Annotated in this window: 23 protein-coding genes and 1 riboswitch; of the genes, 12 read left to right on the plus strand and 11 right to left on the minus strand. The window is 61.8% G+C overall.

Annotation, left to right across the window (positions count from 1 at the left end; translation table 11 throughout):
• Positions 1 to 67: 67 nt before the first annotated feature.
• Together H3S97_RS00480 and ppgK are read right to left on the minus strand one after the other, a co-directional pair.
• Positions 68 to 1,255 carry a pyridoxal phosphate-dependent aminotransferase gene (locus tag H3S97_RS00480; RefSeq protein ID WP_198219285.1) on the minus strand — a complete coding sequence of 396 codons (1,188 nt, stop codon included), beginning with the start codon at positions 1,253 to 1,255 and terminating at the stop codon, positions 68 to 70.
• Positions 1,256 to 1,330: 75 nt separating this feature from the next.
• Positions 1,331 to 2,101 (minus strand): polyphosphate--glucose phosphotransferase, encoded by a 771-nt coding sequence (gene ppgK, locus H3S97_RS00485; protein ID WP_024626544.1) that lies wholly within the window; start codon positions 2,099 to 2,101, stop codon positions 1,331 to 1,333.
• Between the two features lie 173 nt (positions 2,102 to 2,274).
• Between ppgK and H3S97_RS00490 the strand changes: the two genes are divergently transcribed.
• The 4 genes from H3S97_RS00490 (at position 2,275) to H3S97_RS00505 (ending at position 7,229) form a co-directional block, all read left to right on the plus strand.
• A complete protein-coding gene (locus H3S97_RS00490; RefSeq protein WP_198219287.1) occupies positions 2,275 to 3,054 on the plus strand; it encodes a nitroreductase family protein in 780 nt (259 codons plus the stop codon).
• A 52-nt stretch (positions 3,055 to 3,106) separates the two neighbouring features.
• Positions 3,107 to 3,880 carry a histidine phosphatase family protein gene (locus H3S97_RS00495; RefSeq protein ID WP_198219289.1) on the plus strand — a complete coding sequence of 258 codons (774 nt, stop codon included), beginning with the start codon at positions 3,107 to 3,109 and terminating at the stop codon, positions 3,878 to 3,880.
• A gap of 137 nt (positions 3,881 to 4,017) precedes the next feature.
• Positions 4,018 to 4,152: riboswitch (FMN riboswitch) on the plus strand.
• Positions 4,137 to 4,763: an ECF transporter S component gene (locus tag H3S97_RS00500; RefSeq protein ID WP_408610404.1), complete on the plus strand. Its 627-nt coding sequence runs from the start codon at positions 4,137 to 4,139 to the stop codon at positions 4,761 to 4,763. Its footprint overlaps the riboswitch before it by 16 nt.
• Before the next feature lie 33 nt (positions 4,764 to 4,796).
• Positions 4,797 to 7,229, plus strand: coding sequence for an energy-coupling factor transporter ATPase (locus tag H3S97_RS00505; protein WP_198219293.1), 2,433 nt, complete (start codon positions 4,797 to 4,799; stop codon positions 7,227 to 7,229).
• A 412-nt stretch (positions 7,230 to 7,641) separates the two neighbouring features.
• On the opposite strand, the gene H3S97_RS00510 is transcribed toward H3S97_RS00505, so the two are convergent.
• From H3S97_RS00510 to H3S97_RS00535, 6 genes are all read right to left on the minus strand, one after another.
• A complete protein-coding gene (locus H3S97_RS00510) occupies positions 7,642 to 10,290 on the minus strand; it encodes an ATP-dependent Clp protease ATP-binding subunit (protein WP_198187296.1) in 2,649 nt (882 codons plus the stop codon).
• Positions 10,291 to 10,392: 102 nt separating this feature from the next.
• The gene (locus H3S97_RS00515; RefSeq protein WP_198180035.1) at positions 10,393 to 11,406 is read right to left on the minus strand and encodes a DUF3027 domain-containing protein; all 1,014 of its coding nucleotides are present in this window, start codon (positions 11,404 to 11,406) and stop codon (positions 10,393 to 10,395) included.
• Between the two features lie 67 nt (positions 11,407 to 11,473).
• Entirely contained in the window at positions 11,474 to 11,863 is a 390-nt protein-coding gene (locus H3S97_RS00520; protein WP_015022102.1) for a cold-shock protein, read from the minus strand.
• A gap of 129 nt (positions 11,864 to 11,992) precedes the next feature.
• Complete coding sequence (locus tag H3S97_RS08455; protein ID WP_269749226.1) at positions 11,993 to 13,915, minus strand: sensor histidine kinase; 1,923 nt, start codon at positions 13,913 to 13,915, stop codon at positions 11,993 to 11,995.
• On the minus strand, positions 13,896 to 14,654 hold the full coding sequence (locus H3S97_RS00530; RefSeq protein WP_198177501.1) for a response regulator transcription factor: 759 nt from the start codon (positions 14,652 to 14,654) through the stop codon (positions 13,896 to 13,898). The genes H3S97_RS08455 and H3S97_RS00530 overlap by 20 nt, the downstream gene beginning before the upstream one ends.
• 4 nt (positions 14,655 to 14,658) lie before the next feature.
• Positions 14,659 to 15,258, minus strand: coding sequence for a TPM domain-containing protein (locus tag H3S97_RS00535; protein ID WP_198180044.1), 600 nt, complete (start codon positions 15,256 to 15,258; stop codon positions 14,659 to 14,661).
• 261 nt (positions 15,259 to 15,519) lie between these two features.
• Here H3S97_RS00535 and H3S97_RS00540 point away from each other — a divergent pair, with 261 nt between their 5' ends.
• On the plus strand, positions 15,520 to 15,813 hold the full coding sequence (locus H3S97_RS00540) for a WXG100 family type VII secretion target (RefSeq protein WP_015022106.1): 294 nt from the start codon (positions 15,520 to 15,522) through the stop codon (positions 15,811 to 15,813).
• Between the two features lie 198 nt (positions 15,814 to 16,011).
• Here H3S97_RS00540 and groL read toward each other — a convergent pair whose 3' ends face one another.
• The 3 genes from groL to H3S97_RS00555 form a co-directional block, all read right to left on the minus strand.
• Positions 16,012 to 17,631, minus strand: coding sequence for a chaperonin GroEL (gene groL, locus H3S97_RS00545; RefSeq protein WP_024626575.1), 1,620 nt, complete (start codon positions 17,629 to 17,631; stop codon positions 16,012 to 16,014).
• 317 nt (positions 17,632 to 17,948) lie between these two features.
• Positions 17,949 to 18,152: a cold-shock protein gene (locus tag H3S97_RS00550; protein WP_015022108.1), complete on the minus strand. Its 204-nt coding sequence runs from the start codon at positions 18,150 to 18,152 to the stop codon at positions 17,949 to 17,951.
• Between the two features lie 168 nt (positions 18,153 to 18,320).
• On the minus strand, positions 18,321 to 18,965 hold the full coding sequence (locus H3S97_RS00555; RefSeq protein WP_198219296.1) for a LytR C-terminal domain-containing protein: 645 nt from the start codon (positions 18,963 to 18,965) through the stop codon (positions 18,321 to 18,323).
• A gap of 150 nt (positions 18,966 to 19,115) precedes the next feature.
• Here H3S97_RS00555 and H3S97_RS00560 point away from each other — a divergent pair, with 150 nt between their 5' ends.
• The 7 genes from H3S97_RS00560 to H3S97_RS00590 are packed head-to-tail and all read left to right on the plus strand — an operon-like array spanning position 19,116 to position 25,110.
• A complete protein-coding gene (locus H3S97_RS00560) occupies positions 19,116 to 19,904 on the plus strand; it encodes a uracil-DNA glycosylase (protein WP_232356198.1) in 789 nt (262 codons plus the stop codon).
• 45 nt (positions 19,905 to 19,949) lie between these two features.
• Positions 19,950 to 21,005: an AAA family ATPase gene (locus H3S97_RS00565; protein WP_408610405.1), complete on the plus strand. Its 1,056-nt coding sequence runs from the start codon at positions 19,950 to 19,952 to the stop codon at positions 21,003 to 21,005.
• Complete coding sequence (locus H3S97_RS00570) at positions 21,002 to 21,934, plus strand: DUF58 domain-containing protein (RefSeq protein WP_198219298.1); 933 nt, start codon at positions 21,002 to 21,004, stop codon at positions 21,932 to 21,934. The genes H3S97_RS00565 and H3S97_RS00570 overlap by 4 nt, the downstream gene beginning before the upstream one ends.
• Positions 21,931 to 22,464, plus strand: coding sequence for a hypothetical protein (locus H3S97_RS00575; RefSeq protein WP_198219300.1), 534 nt, complete (start codon positions 21,931 to 21,933; stop codon positions 22,462 to 22,464). Before H3S97_RS00570 ends, H3S97_RS00575 begins: the two co-directional genes overlap by 4 nt.
• The gene (locus H3S97_RS00580) at positions 22,461 to 23,537 is read left to right on the plus strand and encodes a vWA domain-containing protein (RefSeq protein WP_198219302.1); all 1,077 of its coding nucleotides are present in this window, start codon (positions 22,461 to 22,463) and stop codon (positions 23,535 to 23,537) included. Before H3S97_RS00575 ends, H3S97_RS00580 begins: the two co-directional genes overlap by 4 nt.
• Positions 23,534 to 24,562, plus strand: a complete 1,029-nt coding sequence (locus H3S97_RS00585; protein ID WP_198219304.1) for a vWA domain-containing protein — start codon at positions 23,534 to 23,536, stop codon at positions 24,560 to 24,562. Before H3S97_RS00580 ends, H3S97_RS00585 begins: the two co-directional genes overlap by 4 nt.
• A complete protein-coding gene (locus H3S97_RS00590; RefSeq protein WP_198219306.1) occupies positions 24,559 to 25,110 on the plus strand; it encodes a DUF6466 family protein in 552 nt (183 codons plus the stop codon). Before H3S97_RS00585 ends, H3S97_RS00590 begins: the two co-directional genes overlap by 4 nt.
• Positions 25,111 to 25,114 lie beyond the last annotated feature (4 nt).

Below are 25,114 nucleotides of genomic sequence, written 5' to 3' on the forward strand. Positions count from 1 at the left end.
ATCTCCCCCTTCCATAACCGGCAATTGTTCCGAACATATTATCGGAGCGAACAGTGCATTACGTGGGTTATAAACAGGTTATTTTTCCGATAGCTGAGACGACTGAGTTCACATTTCGGCGGAATTCCGAGGATTCCGGCAGGAGCGACAGGGCCAGATATCCGTTGCCTGGCATGTCGAAAAAGTATCCGGGCTGGCCAGTCAACCCGTAGGACCCAATCAGGCGAAGAATCAGCTCCTCCTCGTCGATGACCTGAGGAAAACGCAACAGAACGTTCCAGCCTCCCTCAGGCCTGAGCAGGGAGACGCAGGACTCCTTTTGGCCCAGTGTCTGTCTGAGGATTCCGAGATTGCCCCTGATACGCTCCCCCACCCGACTGGTCTGGCCAGGGATATCCGAGAGCATGGCTTCCATATCCTTGGTAATCAGAAGGCTCATGGGCAGGTAATCGTCGGCTATCAGGTCAAGATGACGCTTGGCGGCGGCAACCTGGTCGGCCGGCCCGGAAACCTGGATCCAGCCCAGCTTGGCGTGAGGAGCTGCCAGGCTCTTCGAGAACCCGTCCAGGGCAAAAGTCAGCACCCGATTCTCACCAGCCAACCGGGCACGACCCGGCAGAGGATCCAGAGGGTAATCGAAAAAGACCTCATCCGCTATGATGGCCACCCCCTGCCGCTGACAGAGTTCCATCAGTGACTGGCGTTCTTCCGGATGAATGTAGGAACCGGTAGGGTTGTTGGGGTTGATAAGGACCAGAGCACGGATGCGATCGCCTCCGGGTCCCTCCAGGGCCTGCCTGACCGTGGCCAGGTCAAGGACCCAGGACCCGTCGTAGGCCAGGCGGTATGGGATTGTTCGGACGCATTCCAGGCCGGCAATGGATTCGATCAAGGGATATCCGGGCCTGGGCTCCAGAATGGCGTCATCCGGGTCGCAGAGGAGCTTCATCAGCCATGAATAAGCCTGTGATGTGGATGAGAGCAGGTAGAGGTCATCAGGATCGACCGCCGCACCGTCCTCGCTCTGGCTCAATTCCTGACGCCCGGTCAGAAACTCGGCCAGGGCCTGTCGGGCCTTACGAGGTCCTCTCGGTTCCGCCTCATATACCTGGGACAGGAATGAGGGGGCCAGCCCGAAGTGCGTGGGGTTGGAATCATTCAACCTGCCCAGCTTGAGACCCTGGGAACGTGCCTCCGACTCGGCCAGAGCAATGCGATTGGGGTGGTCGGACCCGGTACGGTGAGAAAAATGCACGATTCTTCAGCTCCTCCTCCGATCCGGCAGTCGCCAGAACGCCCAATACAGGACAGTCGCAGAAAAAGCCCTGCTTCACCCCAGATGCTTTTGCCGTAGATCAGCAAGATAGGCGGCGCCAACGATGCCGGCCTGATTGCGCAACTTGGCAGCAACGATGGGAGTCTTGATGTCGATGTGAGGCAGGAACTTCTCGCTCATCCGACTGACACCGCCGCCGACGACGAAGAAATCGGGATTGAAGTAGTGCTCAAGCAGTCGGTAGTACTTGGTCAGACGGTTGGCCCACTTCTTATAACTCAGCTTCTTGCGGTCGCGCACCGAAGAGGCTGCGTACTTTTCCGCATCCTTGCCGTCCAGCGTCAGGTGGCCCAACTCACTGTTGGGAATCAGCACGCCGTTGTATATCAGAGCCGTGCCGATGCCGGTGCCCAGTGTCGTGGCGATGACCAGACCCTTCTGTCCCTTGGCCGCCCCATACTGCACCTCGGCCAGACCAGCTGCGTCCGCGTCGTTGACAACACTGACGGGCCTGCCGCAGGCCTTGGAAAGGACCTCCTGAACATTGGTACCCACCCATGCCTGGTCCAGGTTGGCCATGAAATCGAGCGGCTTGTCAGGCTTGACAGGAGCAGGAAAGGCGATACCTACAGGCACATCCGAGGAAACCTCGAATCGATCCAAGAGCTCCTTGACCACAACCCCCACAGCTTCTGGCGTGGAGTGCTCGGGAGTCAGAATTTTCTTGCGAGGCTCTGCAAAATCGCCGATCGTCAGGTCAACAGGGGCAGCCTTGATACCGGATCCACCGATATCCACTCCGAAAGCCTGCGCTGTTTCAATCATTGCTGCTCCTTAGCTGATCAAAGATGAGGGTCCGAACCGGCACGGTAGCGATTGTACCCCAAGCCATGCCTCTGCGACCCCTGGCAGTGGCACAAACCGGACCAGGCGCGGACTCTTCCGCCGGCCTTGTGCCACCACCTGCAGGAAGCGGAATTGGGTGGGATAATGAGGTTATGACCGAACATACACAGCTTATTGACGCAGTCAACGTGCGCATCACCACCAGAGAATACGACCCCAAACCCATCGATCCCGACCTGGCCAGACAGCTGGGCAGCACCCTGAACGCCCTGAATACGCTGAGTGGCCTGGACATGCAGCTGGTCCTGGGCAAACCCGACGCCTTTGCGGCCGACAACGCTTCCGGTCACCTGGCCAATGCGGCCAACTACCTGGCCCTGGTCGGACCCAAGAATGATCGCGAAAGCCTGGAAAAAGCCGGCTTCTATGGCGAGCGCATGGTTCTGGCCGCCACCCTGTACGGACTGGGGACAGGATGGGTGTCGGGCAGCTGGGATCGTCAGGCGGCCGAGCGCCACTGTCGGATAACCCCCAGCCAGTCGCTCTATCTGGTGGTCACCATCGGCTATCCGGCTGACCAGATCGGCTACGGCAACCAGGACTTCGACAAGCTTTGCCAACGACAGAGCGAGCATCGACCCTCCAAGAGCTATGAGGAGTTGACCTCAGCCATGAGCGCGCAGGACCGCCGGGATGCTCCGGAATGGTTCAAGGCCGGCGTGGCTGCCGCCGCCAAGGCTCCTTCGGCCATGAACGGACAGCCGGTGGTTTTCGCCTTGGACAAGGATTCAGGCGATGCGATCGCCACCCTGGACCCCTCGGTCTCCTACGGGTCCGCAGTCGACCTGGGCATAGCCAAAATGAACTTCCAGATCGGAGCCGGCGGCGGCACATGGACCTGGGGCGACGGGGGCCGTTTCATCAGGTCCTGACCATAGCTGTACCCCGGTGACCCGGCAAGGGGGCCGTGTAGGGTGATGAACTATGAACAATGGAGCATCTTCATCACAATCCGTCGCCGAACCGGGCGCTGAAGCAGGTTCGACAACCCTTTACCTGACCCGGCACGGCAGGACGACGGCCAACGTCATGCATCTGATGCAGGGCTGGTCCGATTTCCCCCTGACCAGGCAAGGTCGTGAGGATGTATGCCAGTTCGGCCGGGGACTGCGCCCCATTCGTTTCCGTGCAGCCTGGAGCGGCAATCTGAGCCGACAGTATGAAACGGCCCGCCTGGCCCTTGACATGTCCGGCAATGGGGATCTGCGTGTGGGCGTGGACCCTGACCTGCGCGAGGACAACTTCGGCAGTTTCGAGGGCCGGGACGAGCGCACCACTCTGGACCAGGTCTGCGCCGCCATGGGGTTCAAGGACTTCGCCGCAGCCAAGGCAACCTACGGCAGGGACATTCCCGTCCATATGCAGGATACCTTCCATCGGCTGGATGCCCAGGACGTCCTGTCCGCAGGACTGGAGAAAGAGGATCGGGCTGAGACCACGGCCCAGGTCCGTAGCAGAATGATCGGCGCACTGACGCGCATCTCCCAGTCTGCCATCGAAGAGGGCGGCGGGCCCGTCCTGGTGGTCTCCTCGGGCATGTGCCTGCAACAGTTCCTGGTGGCCATCGACGACCACTGTCCCATCCCTGACATGGACAACACCGCAGTCACCAAAGTGATTTATGGGGATGAGGGCTTCCGCTTGGCGGGCCCGGTCAGCTCCATGGAGTATTTCCAGGCAGGGAGTCAGGACAAGTAGCGGGCAGAGCTTTCAAGCGCGCTGCACTTCTTCGGCCATTAGATTTTTAGTGGTTTTGTTTCCTTCCTGGCCTGTCTGGAAATGCACCGGCAGCGAGAGGGAATTGACCATTCCAGGGACCGCAGCTATATTGAAAGCGTCAGTTTCAGGGAAGGTGAAAGTCCTTACTGGCGGTATCCGGCTAAATGCCGGGAGCCCGCGACCCGCGCAAGCGGTGGATATCGGTCAAAATCCGAAGCCAACGGTTACAGTCCGGATGGAAGAAACGAGGCCCTCTATGAGCATGCCCAATTCTCATTCACATACCACTACAAACAAGGACACGCGCTTCAACGATGTCCACTCCACAGGTGCAGGCGGTTCAGGACGCTGGTCGACCAAGCGAATCGCGGTCTACGCGCTTTTCGTAGCCCTGGCCATGGTTCTGAGCTTCTTCTCCTTCCCGATCTTTCCTGCCGCCCCTTGGCTCAAATACGACCCTTCAGGCATCGTCGTGCTGGTTTGCGGCTTCGCCTTCGGACCGGCGGCTGCAGCCATCATCTCCATCCTGGGATTCGTACCGCACCTGTTCACCAACCCGTTCGGCGCCCTGATCTCGATGATTGTGGCCCTGGCCCTGAGTGTGCCGGCAGCCTTGGTCTACCGCAGGATGCACAGCCGTAAGGGAGCGGTCATCGGAATCGTTTCCGGTGCCATCCTGGGCGTGATCGCAGCCATCCTGTGCAACGTGGTGATCACCCCCTTCTATGCGCACATGTCCATGGCCAAGGTGGTCGCCATGATCGTGCCCATCCTCCTGCCCTTCAACCTGATGAAGTTCGCCATCCACGGCGTGGTCACCTTCCTGATCTACAAGCCCATCTCCAAGCTGATCAACAAGTAAGCCTCGGCGGTTCGGAACGTCATGGCAGCATCCATGACCCAATCCGCAGGCTCGAATTCTGCGGTTTCGAAGACAACGGTCGCCCGCCTGAATCAGGTCTCCTTCTCCTATGACGGAGGCCAGACCTGGGCCTTGGACAACTTGACCATGGAGGTGCATGCAGGCGAGCACCTGTGCATCCTGGGAGCAAATGGTTCCGGCAAATCCACCCTGGGAAGCATACTCTCGGGTGCGACGGCACCTGACCGAGGCCAGGTCGAGCTTATGGGCCGGGTGGTCTGCTCCGATACCTCGGACCAGGGCCGCCGGATCGACACTGAAGCCTACCGGCAGGCGCGACGGAGCATCGGCATGGTCTTTCAGAACCCCGAGGACCAGATCGTGACCACTGTCGTCCAGGACGACGTGGCCTTCGGACCCGAGAATCTGGGCCTGCCCCGTCAAAAAATGCTCTCCTGCGTGCCAGCGGCCCTGAGGCAGGTGGATCTGCAGACGCGGATGAATGATGATCCCACCCGCATGTCTGGCGGACAGCAGCAACGACTGGCCCTGGCCGGCAGCCTGGCCATGAATCCAGGCATGATGGTGCTGGACGAACCTGGTGCCATGCTCGATGCAGCCGGCCGACAGGAGATCCAATCAATCCTCTGCCGGCTGACAGCCCAGGGCACGGCTGTCGTCCATATCACCCACCTGCTCGAGCAGGCCAGACAGGCCGATCGGGTCCTCGTACTTGACCATGGACGCATCGTGGCCTCCGGAAGACCTGATCAGATCCTGAACAGTCAGGATCTACCTGCCCTTGTTGGCGAACCTGACCAAAATCCATTGACCCAAAGCAGTACATCAGATACGGACGCCAAAACCGCAGTCGGCAACCACGCTAGTCCCATGGTCAAGTTGTCGGATGTCTCTTACAGTTTTCCGGATGCTGGAAGCAAAGCCCTCAGCCAGGTGAATCTGGAGCTGGCGGCAGGACGGACCCTGGCCATCATCGGGCGCAATGGATCCGGCAAGTCCACACTGGCCAGGCTCATCTGTGCCCTGGCCGCCCCAGACAGCGGTTCCATCCAGGTGGCCGGCCTGCCCCTGGCCGGGCCCGACCGACCCAAGGCCAAGCATCTGCGGCGCCAGAATCTGAAGCTTCTGCGCCAAAGGGTCGGCTATGTCATGCAATACCCCGAACATCAGCTTTTTGCGGATACTGTAGCCCAGGACATCGCCTATGGTCCGCACAACCTGGGCTATGGGCCCGAGCAGGTGCAGCAACGGGTGGATGAGGCCATGAAGCTGCTGGACATCAGTGATCTGGCTGATCGCTCCCCCTTCGACCTGTCGGGGGGTCAGCGGCGGCTGGTGGCCATCGCCGGAGTCGTGGCCTGCAGCCCGCAACTGCTCGTTTTGGACGAGGCCACCGCCAGTCTCGACCCCCAGGCTTGCGCACGCATCATGAGGCTGCTTCGTGTGCTCCATCAGCGCGGGGTCACCATCGTCATGAGCACCCACGCCGATCGCGAGGCCCTGGATCTGGCCGACCAGACGCTACTCCTGGAGCATGGGGAAACGCTGGACTATGGGCCGACTGTCGAAGTCGTGGAACGTTACCACCAGCTGCTCGCTACAGATACAGCGAAGAAGGATGCCGCTGGGAAGGAAACTGCCGAGCAAGAAACCAATCAAGCTCAGACCGACCAGAAACCTCCATCCTTGCTGGCAAGACTTGACCCGCGAGCCAAGCTGGTGACCTTCCTCCTAGCCATGTTCACCGCCTTCGCCATTTCCACGCCGGCGCAACTTGTTCTGGCGCTGGTGGTCACTGTCGGCCTCTTTGCCGCCGCCCGAGCCCCACTGCGTTCCATTATGAACTCGGTCAAAGGCTTTCTGATCCTCATGCTTCTGCTGGCCCTGTTCAATCTTTTGGTCACGCAGACCGGCCGCAGGCTGGCCGCCTGGGGTCCATTTGTGCTGACCACCGGCGGCATCTGGGTGGCTGTACTCTATGCCTGCCGCTTCATGCTGATCATCTTTTTGGGGGCGCTCCTGGTGGAGACCACCACCCCAACGCAGATGACCGATGCCTGCGAATCCCTGCTGAGCCCACTGTCCAGGCTGGGCATTCACACCAACGAGATTGCCCTGGTCCTCTCATTGGCCCTGCGTTTCATCCCCACCCTGGGACGTGAAGTTCAGGCCATCGTGGAAGCCCAGGCCGCCCGCGGCGGATCCATCGAGTCGGGATCGCTCTCACAACGCCTTCATGCAGCCATAGCCATCACGGTCCCTGTCTTCGCTGGAGCCCTACGGCACGCTGACAACCTGAGCCGGGCCTTGGACGCCCGCTGCTATGAAGGCAGCCGTCAAGAGCGCACCCACTACCGATTGCTGCGACTGGGCAGGATGGACATCCTGTTCATCGCTCTCATGGCCTTCTACCTGCTGGCCCTGCTGTTGCATCCCTTGTTTTGAGCAAAAAGGCTGCATCAAGCGCTTAGCCCGCAGTCGTTTCAGTCAGCTAGACCTACTTCACGCCTAGCCCAAGTGCTCAATCACGCAACTTGCTGAGTTGTCGGCTGTTTGGGCAAAGGAACCGTTATGCATGGAATGCTGATTGGGGAACACTAGCGTCACTTACTGTCGATTGCATCTCAGACTTGAGATTCACATAAGGAAATGATCGAGCCCTTCGGCGGACTCGTAAGGCAAAAGCGAATGCCGAGCTCATTCTGCCAATAGATGCCATATACCCCCAACGAGGCTCCAGGAAGGACATCGCAGCAATCAACGCAAATTCTCAGCAGTACAGAATAAGAGGGACTGGAGCGCATTACAGTGCTCCAGCCCCTCTTCAGTAAGCTGCGTCAGGACTTAGCCCTCTGTCTCAATCACTGGCAGGCGAACTCTGGCCGGACTGCTCAGGACCCTGACCATCCTGGCTCCGGCTGTCAGCCTCGCCTACTGGCGGAACATCAGCGTCGGTGGAACCAACCGAAGCTCCGACCAGTTCAGACTTCTGGTCCTTCCCATCAGCGGAGCTGGCCGCATGCCGGGGTCCCTCAAAGGGCTTGCCGGTGAAGGTGAATTCACCCAGGATGCCCTCGCCTTCGGCATCGACCTGGACGGACTCATTGTCCGTCAGGTCGCCCATGAGGATCTTCTCGGAGACGGCATCCTCGATGTCCCGCTGGATGACGCGACGCAGAGGCCGGGCACCCAGGAGCGGATCGAAGCCCTTCTCGGCCAGCAGATCCTTGGCCTTGTCGGTCAGGTCCAGGGACATGTGGCGCTCGAAGAGACGGTCGTTGAGCTGAGCGATGTCCAGATCGACGATCTGACGGACCTGGGGCTCGGTCAGCTGCTGGAAGACGATGATGTCATCCAGGCGGTTCAGGAACTCGGGCCTGAACTGCTGCTTGAGCTCACTGGTCACCTGGTCCTTCATCCGCTGATAGGAGGTCTCGGTGTTGCCGCTCACGTTGAAGCCGGTGTTGGCCGCCTTGGCGATGTCACGGGTTCCCAGGTTGGTGGTCAGGATGATGATGGTGTTCTTGAAGTCCACCATCCGACCCTGTCCATCAGTCAAGTGACCGTCGTCCAGCACCTGCAGAAGGGTGTTGAAGATGTCCGGATGAGCCTTCTCGATCTCGTCGAAGAGGACCACGGAGAACGGCTTGCGCCTGACCTTCTCGGTCAGCTCGCCACCCTCTTCGTATCCCACGTACCCCGGAGGGGCGCCGAAGAGACGAGAGGTGGAGTACTTCTCCGAGAACTCGGACATATCCACCCGGATCAGGGCATCCTCATCGTCAAAGAGGAACTGGGCCAGAGCCTTGGCCAGCTCGGTCTTGCCCACGCCGGTGGGACCGGCGAAGATGAAGGAACCTGCGGGACGCTTGGGATCCTTGAGGCCCACACGGGTGCGGCGGATGGAGCGGGACAGGGCGGAGACGGCCTCATCCTGGCCGATGATCCGCTTGTGCAGCTCCTTCTCCATACCCAGGAGCTTCTTGGACTCGGCCTGGGTCAGCTTGAAGACCGGGATGCCGGTGGTCGAGGAGACCACCTCGGCAATCACATCCTCGTCGACAACCATCTTGACATCGGACTCGCCCTCATGCCAGGCCTGCTCCTTCTCCTTGCGCTCGGCCTCCAGTTTCTCCTGGCTGTCGCGCAGCTGAGCGGCCTTCTCGAAGTCCTGGTCCTTGATGGCCTGGTCCTTCTGGGCGGAGATGCGATCCACCTTGGCATCCAGCTCCTTGAGCTCCGGCGGGGCGGTCAGCCGCTTGATGCGCAGACGTGCGCCGGCCTCATCAATCAGGTCGATAGCCTTGTCAGGCAGGTTCCTGTCCTGAATGTAACGCGCAGAGAGCTCGGCCGCCGACTGCAGGGCCTTGTCGGTGATAGTGACATGGTGGTGATGCTCGTAGCGGCCGCGCAGACCCTTGAGGATCTCGATGGTCTGGGCGATGGTGGGCTCGGAAACCTGAATGGGCTGGAAGCGCCGCTCCAGGGCTGCGTCCTTCTCGATGTACTTGCGGTACTCGTCGGTGGTGGTCGCTCCGATGGTCTGCAGTTCGCCACGGGCCAGCAGAGGCTTGAGCATGTCAGAGGCTCCCAAGGCCCCGTCGGCAGAACCTGCGCCCACAATGGTGTGGATCTCGTCGATGAAGAGGATGATGTCGCCCCGGGTCTTGATCTCCTTGAGCACCTTCTTCAGACGCTCCTCGAAGTCGCCCCGGTAGCGTGAACCGGCCACCATGGAGCCCAGATCCAGCGAGTAGACCTGCTTGCCCTTGAGGGTCTCGGGCACGTCGCCTTCGTGGATCTTCTGCGCCAGGCCCTCGACCACGGCGGTCTTGCCTACACCGGGCTCGCCGATCAACACCGGGTTGTTCTTGGTCCTCCTGGACAGGACGACCATGACCCGCTCGATCTCGTTGGCCCGACCGATGACGGGGTCCAGCTTGCCTTCAGCAGCTTCCTGGGTCAGGTTCCTGCCGAACTGGTCCAGAATGGCCGAACCGGTCTGTCCGCCCTTGTTGGAAACGCCACCGGCATTGGCCAAATCACCCTTGCCAGCATCGCCCCCCTCGTGGTTGCCGCGAATCATGTCAATAGTGGCGGTCCGCAGATCGCCCAGGTCCACGCCCATCTTGATCAGCACCTGGGTGCCAACGCCTTCACCCTCGCGGATGAGTCCCAGCAGAATGTGCTCAGTGCCAATGTAAGAGTGGCCCAGCTGAAGCGCCTCGCGCAGCGACAGCTCCAGGACCTGACGGGCGTGCGGCGTAAATGGGATGTGCCCATTGGGAACCGCATTGCCCTTACCGATCATCTCCTCGACCTGTTTGCGGGTGGCATCCAGTTCCACGCCCTTGGAGGCCAGGGCCTTGGCGGCGACACCGTCACCTTCCCTGATCAGGCCCAGGAGGAGGTGCTCGGTGCCGATGTAATTGTGCTGCAGAGTGCGGGCCTCTTCCTGCGCCAGCACAATCACCCGCCGCGCACGGTCGGTAAACCGTTCGAACATACTTGTCCTTCCCTTTGATCCGTAATTCACTCTACAGATTTACGGTGACGTTTATTCTCGGCCCACCGGGGATTGCGCTCTGAACGCAACAGGGCCTTGGAATCAGTCCTCTGAGCCGTCTTCCGACTGCATCTGCTCCATGAGTTCCACCTCAGGGCGCTCCTCGCGGGGCTTCTGCCTGACCACATCGATATGAAGATCGTCATAGGCCGGCTGCGACTGGACCCAGAGATGTGACTCCTCCTGGGGCTCGATCTCGGAATGCTCACCGCAGCCATGATCCAGGGAGACCACACGCCCGTCGTCAGGGCTCCAACGATTGGCACAGACACCGAACATGGTCCCCAGATCACCTGCCAGGGGAATCATGAAGCCGCAGGTCTCGCAGGCCTTGCCCTTGGCCGTCCGGGTCGACAGGGACTTGGGGCCGTGCTGCCCCTCGTACCAGCGCTTGGCAGTGGCGGACCTGGCCTCGGCAGTCATCAGGTGCCGACGAGTCAGTGCGAAGCGGTCGACGGCCTCATCCAGATCGTCGGAAGAGGTCTGGGCACCGAAGGAGACCTGTTCGTTCGATTCCTGCCCGTGAACGTCTTTTTCGTCACCTGAGCGGTCCACCAGTCGGAAGATCGCACCGTCGGTCTCCGCATCAGTGCCATCAGTACCGTCAGCATCAACCGAGGCTGATGCTTTCCGGCCCTCTTCATTGTCCTCCGGGGTCTGCTGTACTTCAGGATTCCTAGGCTCAGCCTGCGCAGGCCTGTATCCGGCCGTCAGCCTGGGGTCGTCGGGGTCGGTGCCCATGGCATCGGTCACGCTCAGATCCGAGGGCAGCAGGCGATCCTTCCAGGGAACCCATGCCGGGGGTTGCAGGGCCGCATCGGTGGGCACCAGAGACGATTCATCCACAGTCCAGGTATCGGCATCCTCATCACGGTAGAGGGTGACCGACCACTGCCAGCCCTCGTAGCCCTTGATGGCCGAGGCAAACCGGTAGTCCCAGACTCCATCCCCGATCAGGGTGCGGCCCACCAGCGCACCGACCTCATCGCTGTCGGCAGCCACGCTCAGAGCCACCTGCCTGGCCAGTTCCTCAGGATCCAGGTCCTCTTGAACCATCTATCACACCTTCATCATCAATGGGACCGGATCAACCGATCCACGTCGGATTCTTCTCGCCGTCCATTCAGTCCGGCACGTCAAAGTCATCGGCCACAGCCCTCAGGAGGGTGGCCAGCTTGGCGGATTCGGCCCGCCCCGGATAGTGGTGCCGACGCAGGCCATTGCCAGCCGAATCCAACAGCTTGATCAGATCCTCCACGATGGCGGCCATATCGTCCGGATCGGGTCGCTTGGCACGCAGAATGGAGGGGGTCGGCCCCACCAGCTTCAGATCAAGGGCCTGGGGGCCCTTGCGGCCCTCAGCCACCGAGAACTCCACCCGGGATCCCTTGCGTATGGTGGATACCCCGGCAGGCAGGGCTGATGAGGGCAGGAAGACATCCCCACCTTGTTCATCCGTGATGAACCCGAACCCCCGCTTGGCGTCGTACCACCGTACTCTCCCGCTGGGCATGCTCTGCCACTTCCTTACGTTGCTTCTTGAACAGGTATATCCGAAATCAGTTTACCTGAACAGGACGGGCAGGACGACCCATCTTGTCATAGGCGTACGGGGCGGTTGGTGGCAGGATTGGCCTAACCCTCAGCTCCCCCCCTGATCCCGCCTGACGCCCTGGGGTATGACGATGGTGAAGGTCAAACCGCCTCCCGGGGTCTGCGAGGCGCAGATGAACCCCTGATGAGCCTTGACAATGGACTGGACGATAGCTAAGCCCAGCCCCGTGCCGCCCTTCTCCCGAGCCCTGGACGGGTCGGCCGTATAGAAGCGCTCGAAGAGCCTGGACCTGGACTCCTCCGGGACGCCTGGCCCGTGGTCGACCACCCGGATGATGGCGTAGTCAGTGCCCACATGGCTGTTCTCAGCCACCTGGATCGCCTCGGTCAGGTGTCCCAGAGAGGATTCGGTGGCCTCCAGCCTGGTCAGATCCGCTGGAGCAATGGTCGCCTTGACCAGGCCCAATCCCACCTGAACCGGCGAATCAGACGGAGTGTAGCGGTGGATATTGCCCACGATATTGGTGATCACCTGACGCAGGCGGCTGGGGTCGCCAGTCACCTGTACCGGGGGCAGGGGGCCCTCCTGGATGTCCAGGCTGACGGATGGACCAAGGTGCCCACCCACGGTGATTTTCTCCTTGCTGCGTACCTTGAGGCCCGGCAGACCCTTGTTGGCTGCGACCGGGACCTCCTGGGGGGCTGGCTGATCCTCGGTGTCCAGGCAAACCTTTCCTGTAGCCACATCCCTTCCCGGATCCAGGGCATGCAAGTCGTCCACCCCGTCACCCACCAGTCCGGTCAGATCGACCGGCAGGGTCGTGTCGATTCCCCTGCCCTCATCCAGGCGTGCAAGCGAGAGCAGATCCGTGACCAGGACCGTCATCCTGGTGGAAGAGTCCTCGATGTGCTGAATGGATTTGTCGGCCCGCTCCAGAGCCCCTGGATAGTCGCGCTGCATCCTGTAGAGCTCTGCATAGCCATGGATGGCGGCCAGCGGTGTGCGCAGCTCATGACTGGCATCCGAAACGAACTGTTTCATCTTCTCGGTGGTCTGGCGCTGCTCTTCGAAGGAATGCTCGATTCGCGTCAGCATGGCATTCAGGGATGCTGCCAGAGAACCCACCTCGGTATTCTCCGGGAAGCTGGGAATGCGTTGGGAAAGGTCGCCGGCCGCTATCTTTGCAGCGGTCTTCTCGATGCGTTTGAGTGGAACCAGGGTGGACTGGATCAGCAGGACCGAGATGACTCCTCCCAGAAGGACCACCACGACGGAGATGATCATGCAGAAAGCCGTCAGATCATGCACAGCCTCGTCCTGATCGCTCATGGACAGGCCGATGAAGAGCACGCCGCTGATCTCGGAATCGTCCAGTTCGTTCCGCAGCTTCCACTGCATGGCCACCACCCGCCAGGAGGCCCGGGCCCGCTTCATGGTGTCCCGGTCGGGCGAGGCCTGCTTGGAGATGCGCACGTAGGCTGGTACCGTGGTCGGCTGGCCCAGGGGTATCGATCCCAGGCTGCCATCGGCGGGCAGGCGCGGGCGGGAGATGACCCCGTTGACCTGCATGGGATTCAGATCGTCCGAAATGATGTGCAGGTCGTTGTCGCGGATCTGCAGGAAGTAATCGGTTGGACCCAGGCCGTTCTTGCTCAGGTCCTCCTGGCGAAGAAGGGTGGCGTTGCGAATTCCCAGGTTGGCCTGGCGGATTAATTGCGTGTCCGTGCGCTTCATCAGATAGTCGTCGGCCATCTGGCAGATGGCTACAGAGACGCCCACCGTGCCCACGATGAGCAGGATGAGCATGCTGGCCACAAGTTTGGTGCTTAGGGGGATGGCAGCCAGAGGCGACCTAGGCATGGAGCGACCCCTCGGCTTGACGGAGCCGGCTGTCTTGCCGGAGTCCGATCCCATGAAGGACCTGGACCCGTCAGCCGCCCTCGGGTCGGGAGCGGCCGACGGCTCCGTCTTGGGGGCCGGACCCTGGGGACTAGTCACCATCGCCGCCATCCGATGCGTTCTGCCTGGGAGCCCTGATCATGTAGCCGATGCCCCGCTTGGTCTCGATCAGCGGGGTGACCTTGCGCTCCCCGCCGTGTCCGTCGCTGACGGTGATGCCATCCACCTTCTTGCGCAGGTAGGAGATGTAGGATTCCACAATGGCCGCATCGCCGCCCCAGTCGTACTGCCAGACGTGGTCCAGGATCTGGGCTTTGCTGAGCACGCGACCCTCATTGTCCATCAGGTAGCGCAGCAGCTTGTATTCGGTCGGGCTCAGGTCGATGGGTCGGCCGGCCCTGGTGACGTCATGGGAATCCTCGTTGATCTCCAGATCGCCCACGCGGATGATCGGGTCATCCTCCTGGTGCTCGCGGGTCCTGCGCAGTATGGCCTTGATTCTGGCCACGACCTCCTCCAGGCTGAAGGGCTTGGTCACATAATCGTCGCCGCCCACAGTCAGCCCCATGACCTTGTCCTGGGTATCATCCCTGGCCGTCAGGAAGAGCACCGGCGCATCGATTCCCTCCTGACGGATGCGGGAGGTGACCGTAAACCCATCGATGTCAGGCAGCATGACATCCAAGACGATCAGATCCGGCTGGATGCGTTCGATGACCTGGATGGCCTCGGAGCCGGATGCCGCGGTCTCGACAGCAAAGCCCGCGAAGTGCAGGGAGGCCACCAGCAGATCCCTGATGGACGGTTCGTCGTCGACCACGACCAGTTGTGCTTGCGTCGGTTTGCTCATGGCTTCAGCTTGCCGCCTCTTTCTGGGTATTGTCTGAAAGTTCGCTGACCGTCTCTGTCTGCTTTGGTTCCTTCTTCGCTGCGCTGGACTTGCGATGATGAGCCCCTGTTCGGCTGCTGCGACGCCACCAGATCGCCACGACCACGACCAGAATGACCAGGACCACAACCGTCACCGAAAGAGCGACAATCATGATCCGATGATGTCGCTGGTTTTGTTTCAGGGTCTCCACTTGGGCCATCATGGCCCTGGCTGAGCCCACCCAGTCGGGATTGCGGCCCTTGGTGACCGGCTCCAGAGCGGCCTGCGAGAGCTGATCCACGCTGGACTGGTCCTTGAGCCAGGACTGCGAGTTGCTGGAGACCGCCACAACCAATTTGCCGTCCTGAGAGGCCACGGCCAGCATGACCGTGTCGTGGGCGGGCTTCATCGATTCGAGCACCCGGGATGCCCAGGTCTCCGGCTTGACGCCCTCATAGAAATGCGGCAGGTAGAGCAGTCGGACCGATACTCCGGTTTGCTCTGCAGTCTCCTTGATTGCATCCTTGACGGAGCCCACATCAGAACCCAGCAGATTCTGCGGATCGGTGATCGTATCTGTCATGGTTCCTGCCCCGTTTTGAGGTTCATCGGCAAAAGCCCTGGTCGATCCAAGGCCGCTGATCGCCAAAACCATCAAGAGCAGGAGAGCCAGAACCCGCTGCATGGCAGGAAAGCTGAACCGACTCGTCCTGTGGAGGGGAACTCGTTCGACCACATGGGTCCGCGGACGGGGCAACTGCGTGAACACTGTCATAGTGTCCACAGTAGCGGTTGACGGCATCGGACTCCCCCACCATCACCGCCATTCACGGAAAGGACAACCATGACAAGGTTCCAAGTTGATTCGGATCAGATACAGACGGCCTCCGGCGCGGTCAGCGGCTCGATAGGGGCCATCAGAGATGCCGTGGCGGGGATGTACACCAACCTGGACAATCTCCAAAGCGTCTGGCAGGGCTCGGCAGCCAGCCAATTCGCCACGGTGGCCCAGCAGTGGCGCGCTTCGCAGGCCCAGATGGAGCAGGCGCTTGAAGGCATCCAGGCAGCCCTGACCCAGGCCTCGGCTCTCTACGCGGACACCGAGGCCCAGGCCACCCGCCTCTTCGCCGGAGCCTGAACGCCTGGCTGATACATGCAGGCAGCTCGAATCCGTTCGACCAAGGCATGTCCATTGCTTATCGGATCCAGACCTGACAGGCATATGGAAAGACCGAACATAACAAAGGCAGGGGCCTGCGCACCATTGTCCGATGCGCAGGCCCCCGCCTTTGGCGATCACCCGGTTCAGCCGAGAATGCGGCCGAACCTCAAGGGATCAGTAGCCCATGTCGCCCTGAGGCTGAGCTGCGGCAGGTGCCGGAGGCTCAGGCTTGTTGGCCACGACGGCCTCGGTGGTCAGGAAGAGCCCGGCAATGGAGGCAGCGTTCTGCAGGGCGGAACGGGTCACCTTCACGGGGTCGGCCACGCCGGCCTCCAGCAGGTCCTGGTACTCGTTGTTGGCGGCGTTGAAGCCCTGGCCAGCAGGCAGCGAACGGACCTTGTTGATGACCACGTCACCGGAGACGCCGCTGTTCTCGGCGATCTGCTTGATGGGGGCCTCGATGGCGCGGAAGACAATGGAGGCGCCGGTGGACTCGTCGCCATCCAGCTTGACATCCTTCTCGGCCTTGGCAGCGGCCTGAACCAGGGCCACGCCGCCTCCGGGCAGCAGACCCTCCTCAATGGCGGCCTTGGCGTTACGGACAGCATCCTCGATGCGGTGCTTGCGCTCCTTGGCCTCGACCTCGGTGGCTGCGCCGACCTTGATGACGGCCACGCCGCCGGCCAGCTTGGCCAGCCGCTCCTGCAGCTTCTCGCGGTCGTAGTCGGAATCGGTGTTCTCGATCTCGGTGCGGATCTGGCCCACGCGGGCGGAGACCTCATCCTTGGAACCGCCACCGGAGACGATGGTGGTCTCATCCTTGGAGACGATGACCTTCTTGGCGGTGCCCAGCACGCTCATGTCGATGGAGTCCAGCTTGAGACCGAGCTCATCGGAGACCACCTGTGCACCGGTCAGAATGGCCATATCCTGCAACATGGCCTTGCGGCGGTCACCAAAGCCAGGAGCCTTGACGGCGCAGGAGTTGAAGGTGCCGCGGATCTTGTTGAGGATCAGGGTGGGCAGCGCCTCGCCGTCCACGTCCTCGGCCACGATCAGCAGGGGCTTGCCGGTCTTCATGACCAGCTCGGCGATGTGGACCACGTCCTGCTGGCTGGAGACCTTGCCCGAGGTCAGCAGAATGTAAGGATCATCCAGAACCGCGGTCTGGTCATCATTGTTGGTGACGAAGTAGGGAGCGATGTAGCCCTTGTCGAAGCGCATGCCCTCGGTGAACTCCAGGTCCAGTCCGAAGCGGTTGTTGTCCTCGACGGTGACCACACCGTCCTGGCCGACCTTGTCCAGAGCCTCGGCAATCTCATTGCCGATCTCGGGGTCGCCTGCAGAGATGGTGGCGGTGGCTGCGATCTGATCCTTGGTCTCGACTTCCTTGGACTGGGCCACGAGCTCCTTGACGATGGCGTCAGCAGCCTTCTCGATGCCGCGGCGCAGGGCGATGGGGTTGGACCCGGCGGCCACGTTCTTCAGTCCCTCATGCACCAGGGACTGGGCCAGCACGGTGGCGGTGGTGGTGCCGTCTCCGGCGACGTCGTCAGTCTTCTTGGCGACTTCCTTGACCAGCTCGGCGCCGATGCGCTCGTAGGGATCCTCCAGATCGATCTCCTTGGCGATGGAGACGCCGTCGTTGGTGATGGTCGGTGCGCCGTAGGACTTGTCCAGCACGACATTGCGACCCTTGGGCCCCAGCGTGACCTTGACTGTGTCGGCCAGCTTGTCCAGGCCGGCAAGCATGCCCTGACGAGCTTCCTCGTCATACTCGATGATTTTTGCCATTGTTGCTTCCTCCGTCATGGCTTGAGGTTTCATGACCCACCGTCGGCGTGGAACGGAACCCGACCGTCAGCTGTCGTGTTATCACTCCCGCACCTCGAGTGCTAATTCAGCAGATTAGCACTCGATGGGGCCGAGTGCCAACCCGAAGGGAAAATACGCTGCAGGCTGTATGTCATGTTTGCCCTGACATGTCGGTAGCGGCGACAGATAATCCGCACACTGCACAGTCCTGGCTCAGCATCCGGATGTAGGCAAGGTGCCATAAAAAAGGACCCCGGAATGACCGGGGCCCCCATGACGAATACAGAAGATGACAATCAGAGCTTGGTGACCTTGGTTGCCTGCAGACCCTTGGGGCCCTGCTCCACCTGATATTCGACCTTATCTCCCTCATCAAGGGTCTTGAAGCCATCTGACTGAATGGCCGAGTAGTGCACGAACACGTCCTCGCCGCCATCGTCGGGATTGATGAATCCGTAACCCTTGCCAGCGCTGAAGAATTTCACAGTGCCTTGTGCCATAACTAACTTCCTTAACATAGGTGCCGCGTCACAACAGATACGAGACTGACCGCATCTGCCTGGTCGGCAAAGTCAGTTTAGGCCCATTTATGGGGCAATTGCAAAACGCCGAGCCGAAACTCTGAATGTTTTGCCGTCGTTTTCTTCCGCTGCCAGGTTGGCCGAGCCTCACTGCATGAGGATGGCTTCCACCGGAGTGGAGGCCACAGAGGATTGCTCCACCTGGGCGATGCCCAGCACGTTGGCCACCTCTTGGGCAGTGGCCTTATCCGCCTCGTCACGGTAGCGGACCATGCTCACGCCAGGCAGGGCACCTTGCGGGTTGGATGCCGTGACCGCAGTGTAACCGGCATTGACCAGAACCTGACGCTTCTTGCCGGCATACCCGGTAATCCTTGTTCCGTTGATGACGGTGACCCGCGTGCCCCGGTTGACCACCGGAGCCGGGCTGCTGCTGGAGGCACTGGCCGAAGGCGACTGGGTGGACGGCTCAGAAGTTTGTTCCTGGGAGGCTTGATCGGTAGCGGTCGCGCTACTTGAAGCCGAAGAGGAGGCTGAACGCTTGGGCAGATGGCTGCTGATGACCCGGGAGGCTTCAGTGTGCGTCTGCTGCCAGGGCAGGGAGCCGCTGACCGCAGCCCATACGCCCAGACCGCACAGCACCGCCAAGACAACCACCAGCAGGTAGGGCAGGACCCTGACCGACAGGGAACGCGGCCCGCGATGCACGCCGACCGGGCCCTTGGGAGGGTTATCGAACGCATCATGAACCTGAGGGCGCGCCTGCGTCCCATTGTCGCGCGTGCTAGCCATGAACTCTCCTCTGCTCCACCGGATCCTGAACCATTATAAGTAATGCGTCGCCGGGTCAACATTCAACTGACCATTCGACGTCCTCCGCCAACCCTGAAATGGCCGAGGCAGTCCTGACCGGCCCATACTGCCAAGCGATATAGTGACCTTATGAACAGCAGCCAGCCAATTGCCGCAACCCCCCCTGAGCCGACGAACCGAACCGGTACCAACCCTCCGACCATAGCAGGAGGCCAGGGCCGAACCCAGCGCAAACCTTTGAGCGCTTTGGTGGACCCCGGCTGGGCCCGCGCTCTGGCACCCGTCGAGCCCAACATTCATCGGATGGGCGACTTCCTCAGATCCGAGCTGGCACAGGGTCACCGCTACCTGCCTGCCAGCAAGAACATTCTGCGCGCCTTTACCATCCCCTTCGACTCCATCAAGGTCCTGATCGTGGGCCAGGATCCCTACCCGACGCCCGGCCATCCGGTGGGCCTTAGCTTCTGCGTGGACCCTTCAGTCAGCCCCATTCCCGGCTCCCTGCGCAATATCTACGCCGAGCTGAACTCCGACCTGGGCCTGCCCACACCTTCCAACGGCGATCTGACACCTTGGACCAGGCGAGGGGTCATGCTGCTCAACCGCTGCCTGACTGTGCGGGTGGGCAAACCGGCCAGCCACCGGAACAAGGGCTGGGAGGAGATCACCGACGCCGCCATCCGAGCTCTGAACGACAGACGCGACCAGGAGGGTAAGGTCCGGCCCCTGGTGGCAATTCTTTGGGGAAGGCAGGCCCAGAGCCTTGAGCCCCTCTTGACCAACGCGGCCATCATCAAATCCCCGCATCCCAGCCCCTTGTCGGCCCGGTACGGCTTCTTCGGCTCCCGTCCGTTCTCCAAGGCCAACCAAGCGCTGGAGGCCATGGGCGCCGAACCGGTGGACTGGTCACTGACCTGAGTCCTGCCGGCTGAGTCGTCAGGAAATGCCGTTACCATGTCTGCTATGGCATTATTCCCACCTCGACCCAGTCAGTCCCCATCTGTTCAGCCCGGTCAGGACCGCCAGGTTCCGCCAATCAGCCAGGACGACCTGCAACGTTGCCGCCAGTTGGCCGACCGGATCCGGACCCGCTTTTCGAGGACTCTGGTAGGCCAGGAGAACCTGCGGGAGGCCCTGATCCTGACTTTGGTGGCCTCAGGACACATCCTGATCGAATCCGTGCCCGGCCTGGCCAAGACCACGGCCGCCCAGACCCTGGCCACCTCGGTCTCCGGCAGCTTCAAGCGGATCCAGTGCACTCCCGACCTGATGCCCTCGGATCTGGTAGGCACCCAGGTCTATGACTTCTCCACACAGCGCTTCTCCACACAGCTGGGCCCCATCCACGCCAACTTCGTCCTTCTGGACGAGATCAACCGATCCAACGCCAAAACCCAGTCAGCCATGCTGGAGGCCATGGCCGAGGGTGCCACCACAATCGGCGGCGAGCGTATAGCCCTGCCCCGGCCCTTCATGGTGATCGCCACCCAGAACCCCATCGAGGAGGAGGGCACCTACAACCTGCCCGAGGCCCAGATGGACCGGTTCATGCTCAAGGCCGTCATGACCTATCCTGATGCCGGCCAGGAGATCCGAATGTTGCAGATGCTGACCAGCCGAGGCACCGATATGCCCGGCAAGGACGATCGGGATGCACTGACCATCGCCGATGTGGACTTCCTCAGGCAGAAGGCCCGGCAGGTCCACGTAGCACAGCCCATCATGCGATATGCGGTCGATCTGGCAGCCACCAGCAGGGGGGCTGGATCGCGACCCATCCAAGGGCTTGCAGAGCAGGTGAGGCTGGGGGCCAGCCCGCGCGCCTCCATCGCCCTGGTTCGCATCGGCCAGGCCAGAGCCCTGCTGACAGGCAGGGATTACGTCATTCCCGAGGATTTGAAGGACTGGGCCCATTCGGTGCTCCGTCATCGGATCCTGCTGACCTTCGAGGCCCAGGCCGACGGCGTCAGCAGCGACGACATCATCGATCAGATCGTCGACACGGTGCCGGTGCCATGAGCCGTCGACGCTCGGATCGCGACCCGGTCCGCAGGCGGATCGAGTCCTTGGACACCAGCCTGCGGCTTCCCACGGTGCGCAGGGCCCTGGGCCTGCTGGAGGGCGAGCACTCCTCCGGCCGTCGTGGCGGCGGGGACGAACGAGCCGACCTGCGCGCATACGAGTTCGGGGACGAAACACGCATGATCGACTGGCACGCCAGCGCCCGGATGGGTCGGCCCATGGTGGTGGAGCGCGAGCGCCTGGTCACCAGTAGGGTCTGGCTGCTGCTGGATGTCGGCCGCGAGATGTCAGGAACATGCCCTGACGGGGAGCAGGCCATCCAAGTGGCGGCCAACGCCCTGTGCATGTTCGCCTCCCTCTGCCTGCGCCGCAGCGATGAAGTGGATCTGGTCCTGGTCGATTCGTCCGCCATCCGACGCGTACCCTGCCAGGGCGGTTTCGCCCGATTCGAGCAGACCCTGGACCGGGCTCTGGAATCACCGCCGGATCAGCCGCGCAACCTTGAGGCCCTGCTGGGCTACGCCGCCGGCATCCAGGACCGGCAGGCCATGCTGGTCATCGCCACCGACCAGTCGGCATTGAAGGTCGACCTGATTCCGACCATCAGACGGTTGGCCACCACCCACCCCCTGAACCTCATCGGAGTGGAGACCATGAATCCCCTGCGCCTGCAGCCCGCTACGGGCTCGGTAACGGATGCGCCCAGCGGACGGAAGATCCCGGCATTCCTGCGCACTGCGAACGGGACGCGGGCGGTGGATCTGCACAGACGCTATCAGATCGAGGCCTTCAGCCGAGAACTGTCCAGAATCGGAGCCTCGCTGATCCGGGCCGACTCCAGCACAGCCATGTTCAACAGGTTCATCCACCTGCTTTCAGCCGGAAGACCAGGCATCCCCATGCGACGGACGGTGATGACGGCATGAGTGCTGTCGTCCTGATTCGTCTGGCATCCGGTCATGGCCGAATCAAGGTCATGCCCACCATGACCCAGCCCATCTGGCTACTGGCTCTGACGACGGCCGCCATCATACTGACCCTGGCCCTGGCTGCCGCGGCCCTTCTTTTGCCCAGGTTCCGCCGTCACCAGGAAGAGCGTCCGATCCAAGCGAGCTCCGACACCCGCGATGCGTGGCGTCAGCAAATCGATCAGGTGGTGGCCCGGTACGACAAGGGCCAGCTGGACCGCGACCATGCCATGACGGCACTGGCCACCATAGCGCGTGGATTTGCCTCCCGCTCCTGGAACAGCGACATGAAGTCCAAGACTTTGGCCGAAATCCAGGCCCAGCCCCGTACGCCCAGTACACGGAAGGGCCTGGACCTGCTTCGGCAGACCATAGATGCTTTATACCCGCCTGAATTCGCCCTTCCCCGGGACAGCGCAGGAACCGATGCCACAGTGGATCAGGCTGCCGACTGGGTACGGGATTTGATTGAACGGTGGCCGCAATGAGCATAGGCAATCTGTCCTGGAGGTGGCCCTGGCTGCCGGTTCTGGCCTTGGTCCTGGCCCTGGCGTTCGGCCTGCTGGCCTACCGTATGGCACGTCGCGGCAAGCTGGATCAGGAACCGGGAGCACAGGTCTGGACCTTGGACAGCGACCTGGACACCGAAGAGGGCCATGAGGCACTGCGGCACTGGCGGCGACTGAACCGCTGCGCCGCAATCCTGCTCGCTCTGGCCCTGCTGATGGTTTTGAGCCTGGCCGCAAGGCCCGCCCGGGTCGATCGGACACTGGAGCAGGGGCACAACCGCGATATCGTTCTATGTCTGGATGTGTCCGGCTCCACCCTGCCCTACGACCGGCAGGTGATCGCCTCCTACCTCGATCTGGTCCGCAACTTCCGGGGCGAACGCATGGCTCTGAGCATATTCAACTCCACCTCGCGCACCGTCTTCCCCCTGACCGACGACTACGAGATGATCACCGCCGAATTGAGCAAGGCACGACGGATCCTGGACGGGGTGCAGTCCCAGGACCGCATCGATGCCATGAGCGGACGACAGTACCAGGACATCAGCGACTGGCTGGAGGGCACGCAGAACCGCCGGGACACCACCTCGCTGATCGGCGACGGGCTGGTGGGCTGCGCTGCACTCCTCCCACAATTCGCCCCCAAGGACCAGAGCGGATCGGCAAAGGCCGACCAACGGTCCAGCTCACTGGTCCTGGCCACCGATAACGTTGTCTCCGGCAAACCCACATACACCCTGGAGGAGGCACTCAAGCTGACCTCGGCCGCAGGAATCGCGGTGGACGGGCTCTATTCGGGACCGGACCAGGGCAGCGAGGATGAGAGCACCCGGCAGATGCAGAGGCTGATCGAAGCCCGTGGCGGTATTTTCCTGCGACGTCAGGATGGAAACTCCATCAACGCCTTGGTCCGCCGGATAGAGCATCGACACGGAGCCGACCCCCACCAGCAGGAGCAGTCCAGCCTGCTGGATGCACCCGGCTGGTGGACCCTGGCCCTGACCCTGGCGCTGTCGGGATATCTGCTCCTGGCCTGGAGGCTGAAGCGATGAACATACTCAAGTCCGTGACCTTTGAGCCTTCCCTGGGCTGGTTGGCCGGCGGCCTACTGGCGGGTCTGCTGCTGCTCCTGGCCATTGCGCTGGTCATCCATGGACTGCGCGAGGGTCGGGATACGGATGCCGACCGCTGGGCCCTGACCCGACGCACTGCCATGGTCCTGATCCTGGCCCTCATGGTCATGACCCCCAGCACGGTCAGCAAGACCACCAATAAAGCCGTCAACGCCACTGATGTCTTCATTGCGGTTGACGTGACCGGTTCCATGGCTGTCAAGGATGCCGGATATGGCGACCAGGAAGGAATCAGCCGACTGGAGGCGGCCCGGGCGGCCGTCCACGACTTGACACGCATCTACCCCGATGCCTCCTTCTCGGCCTTGAGCTTCGGCGCCTCGGCCAGCGTCGATCTGCCCCTGACTCCCGACGTGCGGGCTGTGGACAATTGGGCCAGGGGGCTGGCTACAGAGCCCACATCCAGGTCCGCCGGCTCCAGCCTGGATGCTCCACTGGATCGCCTGAGTCTGGTCATGAAGCAGACCAGGGATCGGCATCCCGACGACCGAATCCTGCTCTACCTGATCAGCGACGGCGAACAGACCGGACCCGATGAACGACGATCCTTCAGCGTTCTCAGGGAGGGATTAGACGATGCCTTTGTGCTGGGAACCGGCTCGGCCAAGGGCGGTATGGTGCCCTTGAGCTCCGATGTCGGCGGAAGCGATGCCGACAGCTGGGTGACGGACCCCAAGACCGGGCAGCCGGGCATCTCCGCCATGGACCCGAAAACCCTCAAGGCCATTGCGGACGAGATGAGCGGCCACTACCAGTCCCTGGCCAAGGGAACCGCGGTAGATGAAGGAGCCACGGCTGCGGCTTCCAAGCGCTACCGGGTGACCAAGGTCGACCAGGTCAGCCAACATGTCACCCCGCTGGTCTGGCCGCTGGCCCTGGTGGAGCTGGTCCTGATCCTGATTGAGGCGGGGCTCTGGATCCGCACTTCGAGGAGACTGCTATGAATAGGAAGTCCCGGCAAGGAGCAAGAGACGCAGGCCGCCTGCGAGTGCGCCTGATTTTGGCTGGCTTGGCCTTGATTGCAGCCCTGACCGGGGCCTGGGGCCTGATCAACGTCAAAGCCATCGCCACCTATAACGAAGGCACGCACACGTTGAGCACCAACGTTCGACAGGCCCAAAACCCCCAGGCCGATCCAGCATCCATCAAGGCCCTGCAGGACCAGGCCGAACATCTCTTCGCCCAGGTCGAACGGCCGGGACCCCTGATTCTGCCACAGACCAGACAGGCTGCCCAGGCCAACCGTGCTGCCAACGCTGCGCTGACCAGCCGCACGGAGCGTCTGCTCAAGAAGCAGAAGGCCGATAAGGCCCAGGACGGAAAGAACGAATCCGGAAAAGGGTCCTCTTCAGGACTGACCAAGCAGCAGGAGGCCGAGGTGGAGGATCTGCTCAAGCGCAATCAGCAACAGAGTGAACCGTCGACCTCCCCCACGCCGACAGGCAAGGCGGGCGACAACAAGGGTCAAGGGAAGAACGTCAAGCCTTGGTGACCGG

It is taken from the genome of Bifidobacterium choladohabitans (assembly GCF_016102005.1).
Taxonomy (GTDB): domain Bacteria; phylum Actinomycetota; class Actinomycetes; order Actinomycetales; family Bifidobacteriaceae; genus Bombiscardovia; species Bombiscardovia choladohabitans.